This window comes from Burkholderia sp. APQ4-4ca (assembly GCF_057837105.1).
Genome location: NZ_JBYQCG010000065.1, coordinates 1007 through 12999, shown reverse-complemented (window position 1 = coordinate 12999; position 11993 = coordinate 1007). Strand labels below are relative to the sequence as shown.

The window sequence follows — 11993 nt, the reverse complement described above, 5'->3', positions numbered from 1 at the left end:
ATCGATACCGTCAGGCCGTCGTCGAGCGTCCGCGTCGCGATACCGCCGTTGTCCGACGCTTCGTTCGCGAAGTTCATGTGCATGCCCGGCTCGACCGCGCAAGCGGACAACAGCACGACGGGCAAGGCCGTCAGCGCCGCTCGCGAGCGTTGCGCCCAGGAGCGGGACCGTTTTCCAGTTTCCATTCGTGTTTTCCAAGCCGCGTGCGTGGACGCGTCGTTCAATAAGCGTTGCGATGCGTGAATCCGCACGTCACGGTCGCGACCACGATCCGCATATCGAGCGCGAACGACCAGTTGTTCAGGTAATAGAGATCGTGTTCGACCCGCTGCTGCATCTTCTCGACGCGATCCGTCTCGCCGCGATGCCCGTTGACCTGCGCCCAGCCGGTAATGCCCGGCTTGATCCGGTAGCGCTGGATATAGCCGTCGACCCGATGCTGGTAGAAGCGGTCGTGCTCCACCGCGTGCGGACGCGGGCCGACCACCGACATGTCGCCCTTCAGCACGTTCAGGAACTGCGGCAACTCGTCGAGGCTCGTCCGCCGCAGCAGCGCGCCAACGCGCGTGATGCGCGGATCGCCGCGCGTCGCCTGACGCACTTCGCCCGGCGCGTCGGTGTCGTGCTCGCGCATCGTCCTGAACTTGTAGATCGTGAAAATGCGCCCGTACGCGCCCCTGCGCTGCTGCCGGAACAACACCGGCCCCGGCGACGAGCACTTCACCGCGATCGCGATCGCCCCCATCAGCGGCGCGATCGCGATCAGCGCCAGCCCTGCGAACACGCGATCGAACACGGCCTTGCCTGCGAGCGCCCGTGCCGACAGCGGCGCGGCCACGAGATCGAGCGCGCGGCCGCGACTCGCGCGGCGCGGATGGAGCGGCGTGAGATCGGCGAGGTCCGGCATGAAGCGGATATCCACGAGATCCGTGTCGAACGCACGAACGATCGCGCCGATGCGGTCGGCCTCCGACAGCGGCAGCACGATCCAGATTTCGCCGACGTGCACGCGGCGCACGCAGTCGACGAACCTGCCGAGATCGACATGCACTTCAAACTTGTCCGCATCGCGTGCGGGGGCACCGGACATGTCGAAGATCGCGGCCACCTGAAACGGCGCCCCGACCTCGCGCGCATCACAACTCGCAAGCGCCAGGCATCGCTCGCGATACCCGACGAGCGCGACAGGCTTGCGACTCGTGTCCCGCGCCGCGCCATGGACGCCCAGCCATTGCCGCAGGGCGTGCGACGCGACGAGCGCGACCGTCGACAACACGAACCAGCCGATCACCCAGCCGGGCGCCGCGCCGGATTGCCAGTCGAGTGCCGTAACGGACATCACGCCGACGCACAGGGCGACGGCAAGACCAGCCGGCGCCGGCCACACGCGACGCCACGACATACGTCGCTCGCGATTGCCGTACAGGCCGATCAATGGAAACAGGACCAGCGCGCAGGCGATGGCAATAGCGGTCAACGCAGCATCGGCCGCCGACCAGGGCGCGTCGTCGAACCAGCGCTTCGCCGCCCATGCCGCGGCGACAAGCAGGCCGCCATCGGCCAGCCGAAACCAGGACATCTTCCCGCGAGCAACGAGTGCGTAATCAACAGAGTCGAACGAATGCATATCTGAGCGACCAGCCGCCGAAATCGAACGACGGCGGGACGGCAGCGAGTATTTACGCGATGCGGTCGTGCCGACACGGATCGATTGTCAAATCGACGACGAGTTTCATCCTGTTATTTAGAGATACAAATCATTGCTTATGACGACAAGCCAGCAAAAACGTCATAAACTATTAACTATTCGATTTATACAGCGCCATTCCGTGACGTAAAAAACCAAGACACGCCGCGCTGATTTACAGGACGCCTCGAATCAAAACAATGTAAGCCCGTATATTGCCATCGTGAAAGCGCATTTTTAATCGGACGTGTCCTAAAGAAATTGGGATTAGCCTGTGTTTCGTCCTAATCTCAGCAAAACAGCCGCCCCTATTGAAAGAACCATTCACGGTCAAGCAGTTACGTGGCAGTCCTCTTCAGACCACGACTGATCCGCGCCGCCGCTTTTCGGCCTCGTCCGACAGAGCCGCATGTGACGCCCCCGCGCATCTCGCAAAGAATCATGCAAGACTGAGGCATTTCCCCCGCGCGCTCGTACTTGTTCAATATCCACGACCGCGTCCCTTTCGTAATATCCCCGGCATCCTCAACGGACCGTCTCTAAAGACCGAGACAGATCCATAATTATTTCTCCGGGGTGAGATATTTCTATCATCCGTCGCACGCCAGCGTCCGTGATCGTCGGCCCATCGGCAGCCGCCTCCAGTATGTCAGCGGGCCAGCCGTTCATTTCGCACGTCGCCTCTGCACGCGCTCCCGCGACGCCGACCGGCACCCGCGCCCTGCGCGACGCTCTCCGGCGCACCGGTTACGTCGCCATCGCATGGCTCCTTCCCGGTTTCGGTCTCGCGCATGCACAGGTCCCCAGCGCGGGGCAATCGATTCGTGACATCGAAGCCGTGCGTCCATCCCTGCCTGCCGCCACCCGCCCGGACATCGACATTGCGCCGGCTGCACCCGCGCCGGCGGCCGAAGACGTCGCGGGCCCGCGCGTCGTGGTCCGCGCGTTCGTCATCGAAGGCAACACGGCGATTCCGACGGCCCGGCTCGAAACATTGCTCGCCGATCTCGTCGGTCGCGAACTCGGCTTCGGCGAGTTGCAGCAAGCGGCGAACCGAATCACCACCCGCTATCGCGAACGCGGCTACGTCCTCGCCCGCGCCTACCTGCCCCGGCAGGACGTCGACGACGGCGTTGTTCGCATCGCCGTCGTCGAAGGTCGCTACGGCAAAATCGAGCTGCACAACCGAACGCGTGTGTTTGATCGTGCATTACGTCAGCCGCTCGCCGCGCTGCATCCCGGCGACGTCGCCCAAGGCGCGAGCCTCGAGCGCAGTCTCATGCTGCTCGACGACATGGCCGGCGTCGACGCGAAAGGCACGCTGCGGGCCGGCGCCGAACCCGGTACGACCGATCTCGTGATCGACGCGGAGCGCGGCCCGCTCGCCGCCGGCTCGCTCGAATTCGACAACTTCGGCGATCCGTTGACCGGCCGTTATCGGGCAACCGGCAGCGTCGACGTCAACTCGCCGTTGCGGCTCGGCGATCGCTTCTCGATGCGCGGCCTCACCAGCAATACGAATCAGCGCTACTACCGCGCGGCCTACCAAGTGCCGGTCGGCCCGGCGTCGACGCGCATCGGCGTGGCCTATTCCGACATGTATTACCGGGTCGGCGGCAGCATGAAATATCTCCGTTCTCACGGCAACGCCGACGTCCGCTCGGTGTTCGTCACGCAGCCGCTGATGCGCGGCCGCCGAACCCGGCTCGACGCGCAGTTCACGTACGACAACAAACACCTGCGCGACATTTACGGCTACTTCGACACCGACAACGACAAGGCCGTCGACCTGTGGACCTTCGGCGTGAGCGGCAACAGCCAGGACGGCGTCGGCGGCGGCGGCAGAAACGGCTTCTCGGCCACCATCGGCATCGGCCGCCTGCGCGGCAACGATGCGCTCGGGTGGAACGATTTGACGCATACGCAAGGCCGCTTCGCCAAGTTGAACGTCAACGCATTGCGCCTTCAAGCGCTCGGTGCCCGGCTGCAGCTCTATACGCAATTCAGCGCGCAACTGTCGTCGCGCAATCTCGATTCTTCCGAAAAATTCAGTCTCGGCGGCCCCTACGGCGTGCGTGCGTACGCACTCAGCGCCGGCAACGGCGATCAGGGCTGGCAAGCGAGCGCGGAATTACGTTATTTCGCCGCACCCCACTGGCAATTCAGCACGTTCGTCGACACCGGCCGCGTGCAGCTCAGCAAGCAGCCGTGGGCGCGCGAGCGCAACACCGTACAGCTGTCGTCGCTCGGCGTCGGTGCGAGCTGGTTCGGCGAGCGTCATCAAATCAACCTGAGCGCCGCGCTGCCGCTTGGTCCGGCTTACGCGGTCGCGTCGGCCACCCGCTCGCCGACCGTCTGGATACAGGCCGCACAGTATTTCTGAGCGGCTTTGGACGAGCGGCCCGGTCACGTGCCGGGTCGTGAGTACTGCGAGCCGCACTGCGGTTCGCATCGTCGGAGGCACCTCGATCGAGCGCTTCCGGATCAACGTCTTCGCGCGATCATTAGGTATACAGATGATTACGCGGAGCGCTAACTGTGGATCTTCAAAGAGAGACAACAATTCATGAACAAGACCTACGCACTGGTATGGAACCAGACCCAGGGATGCTGGACCGCGGTGGGGGAAACCGCGCGCCGACACGGCAAGTCCGCGGGCGGCAAGCGTCTCGCGGCGGCCGCCCTCTCGCTGCTCGGCCTCGCCGCACTGCCCGCTTTCGCGCTGCCCACCGGTGAAACCATCGCCACCGGCAAAGCCGACATCATTCGCGACGCCGACGGCAAATCGATGTCCATCAACCAGCATTCCGACAAGCTCATCGCCAACTGGCAGGACTTCAGCGTCGCTGGCGGCGAGCGCGTGTCGTTCCACCAACCCGGCAGCCAGTCCATCGCGCTGAACCGCGTGATCGGCAACAACGGCAGCCAGATTCACGGGCAGATCGACGCCAACGGCAAAGTCTTCCTCGTCAACCCGAACGGCGTGCTGTTCGGCTCCGGCGCGCAGATCAACGTCGGCGGCCTCGTCGCATCGACACAGAACATTTCCGACGGCGATTTCCTCGCCGGCAACTACCGCTTCTCCGGCACGTCCACCGCGTCGATCGCCAACGACGGCAAGATCACTGCCGCCGACGGCGGCAGTGTCGCCCTGCTCGGCGCACGCGTGTCGAACAACGGCGTGATCCAGGCGAAGATGGGGCGCGTCGCGCTCGGCGCCGGCAATGCATTCAAGGTCAATTTCGACGGCAGCGACCTGCTCAGCCTGCAGGTCGAAGGCGGCGCGGTCGATGCGCAGGCAACCAACGGCGGCCTGCTGAAGGCCGACGGCGGCGAAGTGCTGATGACCGCGCGGGCGGCCGGCAACCTGCTCAATGCGGTGGTCAACAACACCGGCACGATCGAAGCGAAGGGGCTCTCCGGCCGAGGCGGCAAGATCACGCTCGACGGCGGCACCGTCAATGTCGCCGGCAAGCTCGATGCCGGCGGCGACGCGGCCGGCACGGTACTCACCCGCGGCGAACGCGTGAACGTCGCGGCCGACACGCAGGTCGACACGCGCGCGGGCAACACGGCCGGTACGTGGACGATCGAGGCAGCCAACGCCGGCGTGAAGGGGCAAGGCGGCGGCGACCGGTCGATCGGCGCCGACACGTTGTCGCGCAACCTCGATACCACGAACGTCGCGCTGGCGAACACGCGCGGCAACCTGACCGTCGACGGTCCCGTCGCGTGGAACAGCGACCGATCGCTGACGCTCACCGCGCAGCACGGCGACGTCGAACTGAAGCAGGCGCTGTCTGCTGCAGGCGAAAAGGCCAGTGTCGTCGTCAATGCCGACGACAAGATCCGCGTGAACGACGCGATCAAGCTGACCGGCCGTAACGCCCATCTCGAGCTGAATTCGAAGAACGGCCATACGTTCACCGGCGACCAGGCCGTCGTCACGCTGTCCGGCGACAATGCGTCGTATCGTTCGAACGGCGAAGACTACAAGGTGGTGCACACGATCGCCGACCTGCGCAACATCGGCACGGACCTGAAGGGCCGCTATGTACTCGGCAACGCGATCGACAACGGTTACACCGAGCGCCTCCGCAGCATCGGCGGCGACAGCGCGTTCTCGGGCGTCTTCGACGGGCTCGGCAATACGCTGAGCCGCCTGTCCATCTACAATCCCGACTCGACGACCGTCGGCCTGTTCAGCCAGAACGCCGGTCGCATCGCAAACCTCAACTTGCGCAGCACCATGACGATCGCAACGGGGCTGCCGTACGGCAGCCCGGTTCTGGTCGGCACGCTCGCCGGCATCAACACCGGCGTGATCTCGAACGTGACGGCCCTCAACGTGGCCGTGTCGGCCAAGGGTCGCACGATCGTCGGCGGCCTGGTCGGCGGCAACTACGGCGGCACGATCGAGCACGCGACGGTATCAGGTTCCGTGGGGGGCGATCGCGGCGTACTCGCGGCCGGTGGCCTCGCGGGCGAGAACCTGACGCTGCTGGACCAACCGCCGACCACGGCGACGATTCGCGACAGCCATGCCGACGTACAAGTCGGCGTCGGGCTGGACGGCTCCGCGGGTGGCCTCGTCGGGATCAACAACGGAACGATCGAGCGCTCGTCGAGCGCGGGCAGCGTGATGGCAAACGGCGACGCGGCAATGGTGGGCGGCCTCGTCGGGCTCAACCGCGAAAACGGCATCATTCGCCAGTCGTCGTCTTCCGCCTCCGCCACCGTGAGGACAAACGGCAACGCGATCGCCGGCGGCCTGGTGGGCATCAACCTCGGCACCATCGAATCGTCGCGCGCCAGCGGAAACGTGTTGGTCCGCGACATCTCGACCGCTGGCGGCCTCGTCGGCCTGAACTTCGGCACGATCGAATCGTCCGTCGCCGACAACGAGGTCGTGGCAGGCCACTACGGCATAGTCGGCGGGCTGGTCGGCGCGAACCACGGCCGCATCAGCAATTCGCAGGCCAACGGCCGCGTGACGGCGGGCGACAATATCTGGGCGGCCGGCGGGCTCGTCGGCGCCAACACCGGGGAGATCGACGCATCGACCGCGACCGGCGACCTCGTCGTCGGTTCGGACAGCACGGCCGGCGGCTTCGTCGGCCGCAACGATCAAAACGCGCGCATCCGGGCATCGAAGGCGACCGGCAGCGTGCGCGTCGGGGACCATTCGACGGCCGGTGGTTTCGCGGGCGTGAACAGCGGCTTCATCGAAACGTCCCGCGCACTTGGCCGGGTCCAGGGCGGCGGCGCCAGCACCGCGGGCGGCTTCGTCGGCCTCAACGAGGGCACGATCGACGCATCCGGCGCGTCCGGCGACGTGATCGCCACCGACAGCAGCACGGTCGGCGGCTTCGCAGGCTACAACGCGGGCAAGATCGACACGTCGACCGCGTCCGGCCACGTCACCGCCCGCTATGCGAGCAACGCGGGCGGCTTCGCGGGCATCAACAACGGCACGATCCACGCGGCCAAAGCCAGCGGGAACGTCGTGGCCGGCCATTCGAGCGCGGCGGGCGGCCTGATCGGGCGCAATCGCTCGCAAGTTTCCGAATCCCGCGCGAGCGGCTCGGCGAAGGCCGGCGATAGCTCCGTGGTCGGTGGCCTGATCGGCGCCAATGAGCAGGGCAACGTGACCCTGTCGAGTGCATCGGGCGATGCCGAGGGCGGCGCGAATGCCAGCGTCGGCGGCCTCATCGGCCAACTGACGGGGAAAGTCGATCAGTCGCGTGCGACCGGTTCGGCGAAGGGGGGCGACGTCAGCTACGTCGGCGGCCTCATCGGCAGCAACGGAGGGTTCGTCACCGCGTCGTCGTCGAGCGGTACGGTTTCCGGCGGCCGCTATGCAAGGCTCGGCGGCCTCGCGGGCGGAAACTTCGGCCGCTTCGAGGGTTCATCGACCACCAGCCGGATCGACGTCACGGACGGCTACAACCAGTTCCATGGTCAACTGGTCGGTGTCAACTACGGGCAAGTGAAGCCCTGAGCGTCGTCGGCACGGCGTTCCGCGTGATCGGTTCGCACCGTTGACCGAACGCCGTGACGTGTCGCCAGCGGCATCACCGTGTCGGGCCGGCAGCCTCCGGGCTGCCGGTCAAAAAAGCCGGCCGATCGGGCATACCCGACGGCCGGCTTTTTGACTTTTGGGGGAAGGCGGAAAGGAAACGAACGACACGGCTTCATCCGGGCGAGTGACCTTTCCGGATCGGTTGCCGGTTCGAGGCCATTCGAACCCGGCATCGCGCGTATTACTGGTAGTTCATCGTGAAAGAGGCCGCTGCATTCGCGGTGCCAGCCGCGATCTTCGGCTGAGTCTGAACGTAGCGCGCCACCAGCGGAATATCCACGCTCTGGTTTCCATATTGACCGACAAACCACTGTCCCGGATTGCCCGCCTCGGAAGAATCGCGCCCGTAGGTAACCGGCGATCCGTCCGTCTGGCGCACGATTTGATAGCCGACGCCGCTCGCAGTCGAATCCTTGCTGAGGGACAACATGGTGGATCGGTTAGCGGGATGGGTGGCGTCCGTCATTGTGATGTACATCTTGGTCGTCGCCCCGGACGTGCCGTTTCCGCAGTTCAGCCTGATGTCGAACGCCTTGCCGGGCGACGTCGAACCGACCCCGGTAAAGCGCTTTGCGTTCGTGCTCGCCATGGAAACGGTGATCGTTTTCGTGAGGACGCTACAGGTCGGCACCTTGGGTTTGATCTCCACGCTGCCCGCAATATAGAGCCTGCCTACGACTAAATTTTTATCGTCGAATGTGTATTGCGCGATTTGTCCCGTCACTTTTCCTTGAGCCGTAATGGGCCCGGTTTTGACGAGTTGAATTCTTGTATTTCTGAGCGCCATGAGGGGCAGGCGCCCCCCCAGTCTGAACTCTTTATAGGGATAAACGTACTTGCCATCATTCGACAAAAGACGCAAGCCCACACCGGAAACACTGGATGCGTAGGTCTCGTACGGCCCGCGTGTTCCGATGCCGGCGAGGGTCGTCCGCCCGATGTCCGTTTTACACGAAGCCGAATAGACATCGTTTTCCCTCACGATACTTGCCACCGCTTCCGACAGTACGGTTCCATCCGGCACACTCGGATCGAATTCACCCATTTCCCACGACGCATAGGATTCGACGCTCACGCCCACGGTCGGTTGGTGGACTATGTCGTAGAACGAGCAGTCGCCTGCCGTGGCCGCCACCGCCGAGCCCGTGCAGAACGCGGACCAAAATCCAAAAACAATCGATAAACGTCCAATGGACTCCATCTTTCGCATGAAATAATCTCCTGTCGCAATACCATCACTCGGCGCTTACCGATCCGCCGTCTTGCAGTTCATCGCCAGGCGGTCATATGCGACCGCCTTCCGCCGCGCCGGCAGCACGTAGTTGCCTTCGCACGAAGCGTCGCTCCAGCGAATCGACAGGCGCCCTTGAACCTGGATGCCAAAAACGGGCGCTCTTGACGAGCGTCACGGCGGTTGCCGTGTTGCCACAGTCCGGGTTCAGGCTGATCGATGTGCCGCCCACGATGCCGTGGCCGACCAACCGCCGATCGAGTCGACGCTCACCGTGCCGAGGTTCACGCCGATGTTCGCTCGCCTTTTCACCCTTCACGTTCGTGCCGCCGGCCGCCGTGGTCGAACCTGCGCCGAACATCCCTGCGGCTGCTCGCCAGGGCGAGAATCTTCCTGTTGAAAGCCGTCACTATCTTCTCCAGTCTTGACTCAATTCAGAAGCGCCTTATCGGAATGGAAACCCGAATAAGAGTGCGCATAATGATGACAATGTTTACAAATTCAGTATCTAGTTGGAGAACGACATTTGATTTTTTATTGGTCGTACGAGAACTAATGACGCAATTTTATGAAAATTCTATTATTTATTAGAAAAATCAAGTTTTATAGAGCGCCCCATGAGAAAAATAAAATTCTGAAATGCACGCATGGCACATAAAATAGTTATTTTCTTATCAATTTGCGAGATTCATGAGATTTGTCCCAGGCGAAATTCGGCAACACACGTCTCCATGAATCGATTCATCCGGTGCCTGCGTCCAGGATGGGCGGAATGGCTACTTTCGCGCCGGTTGCGGTTTGCCGTGCCGACGGGCGGCGTCGCAATTGCCACGCTGAACCGGCAAGGACGGGCCCAGCTCTGAATGTCGTTCGATCGGCCATCAGCGATCGACGGCGCATGCGATCTCGCCCCGGAACGCCGGCCAGCGATCCTTGGACGTGTCCGTTCTGCCGTCGTTGACGATCCCTTCCATGGCGGCGCACGCGTCACCGGCCAGCGCAAAGCCGCCGCGCAACGAGCGCAGCTCGATCCGGACCGGATCGACTGCATCAAGCGACGACGCATCGTCAATCATGGAAGCGAGTGCAGCGTCGCCATTCGCAGCTTGTCGCGCATCTCGTCCGTCATGACAGGCGTGGCGCCGCCACCGCCGCATCGGCTCGCGTTTGCCGTGCCGGTGCAGCACCGCGTCGAGCGCAGCGATCGACAGCCGCTCGAACACTGCCTCGACCGCGCCGACCTCCGCACAGCTTCGCCGATCCTCATCGGTCGCATTCACGGTCATCACGATAGCCAGCCGGCCTTGCGCGCGGAAACTTCGCCCCCCTTCCAAAACTCGTCGACCCGCTGCCGGATCTCCGTCACGGACGGCTACAACCGGTTCCACGGTCAACTGGTCGGTATCAGCTACAGGCAAGTGAAACCCTGGGCATGCCGGTCTGGCGTTCGGTGTCGTGGGTTCAATGACGCCCGAACGCCTTGACGCGGCGCGCGGCGTGAACGCGCGTAGCTGACGGCCTCCGCGTCGTTGGCTAAGGCTGGCCGGCCGGGCGTACCGGGCGGCCAGCTATTCGGATTTCCAAGGGACCGAATATCGAGCGACCGACGTTTGTCAATGCGTGGATGCGGTCTGTATGCAGCCGGCTCGAAGCACCAAATCCGTTCTTCATGCATGCGCCTGCGACACCGTTCCGGAAGCGAATTTAGTACTTGTCTCATTTCGCTCGTCGCTCTGCCAATAGATAATTGGCCAACGTCGTTGACCACACCACACTAGTCGATCGGGAACGGGTGCCGCATTCAGCACCCATCGCCGATCTATAGCCCCGAAATTCGGGTGACCTCTCCTCATTCCAATGCTCGATAATGAAGAAAATAAAATTCGTACTTTTTCTATCAGCAGTACTTCCAATTCATGCTCTTGCAGCATGCACGGCCACCACAAATGACGGCCGAGATTACTTCATCGTTGCCGTTAACGGATTCAACCCGCCGCCTTTCAGCCCCGGAGACATTCCGATCGGCGGCATCATTTACGAGGCGAAAGCGGGCGCGCTTACCTTCACCAATGCGATCAATCCGTGGGATCCCGTGACAACCTGCTCTTTCACATTCCGGAGACGCATAACAGGCGTCGGCATACCCGACGCATCCAAAATCTATCCGACTAACATACCCAATGTCGGGTTGCGAATCATATCGCCCTTAGGGGAGGTCGCTCCCTTCACTTCGACGGGACTCCCAATAGCACAGGTGTACTGGAACATCTATTACGCGCCCAAAATCCAACTGATCAAGACCGGAAACGTAACGGAGAGCGGCGTATTGAGCGGCGCCTATGCCAACTACAGGGTAGACAACGACGCCGGGCAGTTACTGGTCGAATATCGCTTCGCCGCACCTGTTCTGGTCACGCCCAAAGTGCCGAGCTGCACGGTCACGACCCCGCGCATACAGGTGCCGATGGGCGAGACAATGGCCTCGACGGTCTTCACCGGTGTCGGCTCGAGCGCGCCGTCGCGATCGTTCGGGATCGACCTTTCCTGTTCGGGCGGCGACAGGGGTACCACCGCGAAGGTATATGTCACGCTGACCGATGCAACGAACCCGGGGAACACGTCGACAACGCTATCATTGTCGAAAGACTCGACAGCCACCGGCGTGGGCCTTCAGATTCTGAAGGGTGACGACGTGCTCGGATACGGTCCCGCATCCTCTGCTATCGGCAACACCAATCAATGGCTGGGCGGGTCGGTTGCCCAAGGCGCTGCTGGCCTGAGCATCGCACTGCGGGCGCGCTATGTGCAGACCAGCCCGCGTATCAAGTCGGGAACGGCAAACGCGATCGCAAACTTCACGATGAGTTACCAGTGAAATCGCGATCCCCTGCAAGTGACGATAGAACCCAGCAAGGGCTTTAACCTGGATTCGGGGAAATCAGCCTTGAGTTGAAGGCCGTTGAAACCTGCATTGCACGGCTTACTGATAGCTC

8 protein-coding genes are annotated in these 11993 nt (G+C 63.0%); 3 read left to right on the top strand and 5 right to left on the bottom strand.

Going from position 1 to position 11993, the window contains the following annotated elements:
- The coding region (locus tag AC3IFE_RS04585) for a hypothetical protein (RefSeq protein ID WP_489189734.1) at positions 1 to 185 on the bottom strand (185 nt) is incomplete at its 3' end.
- Positions 186 to 220: 35 nt separating this feature from the next.
- Positions 221 to 1579 carry an undecaprenyl-phosphate glucose phosphotransferase gene (locus AC3IFE_RS04580; protein WP_089468969.1) on the bottom strand — a complete coding sequence of 453 codons (1359 nt, stop codon included), beginning with the start codon at positions 1577 to 1579 and terminating at the stop codon, positions 221 to 223.
- A 946-nt stretch (positions 1580 to 2525) separates the two neighbouring features.
- Between AC3IFE_RS04580 and AC3IFE_RS04575 the strand changes: the two genes are divergently transcribed.
- The gene (locus AC3IFE_RS04575) at positions 2526 to 4070 is read left to right on the top strand and encodes a ShlB/FhaC/HecB family hemolysin secretion/activation protein (RefSeq protein WP_489189733.1); all 1545 of its coding nucleotides are present in this window, start codon (positions 2526 to 2528) and stop codon (positions 4068 to 4070) included.
- A gap of 183 nt (positions 4071 to 4253) precedes the next feature.
- Positions 4254 to 7688 (top strand): GLUG motif-containing protein, encoded by a 3435-nt coding sequence (locus AC3IFE_RS04570; protein ID WP_489189732.1) that lies wholly within the window; start codon positions 4254 to 4256, stop codon positions 7686 to 7688.
- Positions 7689 to 7950: 262 nt separating this feature from the next.
- Here AC3IFE_RS04570 and AC3IFE_RS04565 read toward each other — a convergent pair whose 3' ends face one another.
- The 3 genes from AC3IFE_RS04565 to AC3IFE_RS04555 all read right to left on the bottom strand — a co-directional run bounded on the left by AC3IFE_RS04565 (position 7951) and on the right by AC3IFE_RS04555 (position 10286).
- Positions 7951 to 8979: a fimbrial protein gene (locus AC3IFE_RS04565; protein ID WP_089468966.1), complete on the bottom strand. Its 1029-nt coding sequence runs from the start codon at positions 8977 to 8979 to the stop codon at positions 7951 to 7953.
- 73 nt (positions 8980 to 9052) lie between these two features.
- On the bottom strand, positions 9053 to 9361 hold the full coding sequence (locus AC3IFE_RS04560) for a hypothetical protein (RefSeq protein ID WP_489189731.1): 309 nt from the start codon (positions 9359 to 9361) through the stop codon (positions 9053 to 9055).
- Between the two features lie 520 nt (positions 9362 to 9881).
- Positions 9882 to 10286, bottom strand: coding sequence for a hypothetical protein (locus AC3IFE_RS04555; protein WP_489189730.1), 405 nt, complete (start codon positions 10284 to 10286; stop codon positions 9882 to 9884).
- Between the two features lie 581 nt (positions 10287 to 10867).
- Here AC3IFE_RS04555 and AC3IFE_RS04550 point away from each other — a divergent pair.
- Entirely contained in the window at positions 10868 to 11875 is a 1008-nt protein-coding gene (locus tag AC3IFE_RS04550) for a fimbrial protein (protein WP_489189729.1), read from the top strand.
- Positions 11876 to 11993 lie beyond the last annotated feature (118 nt).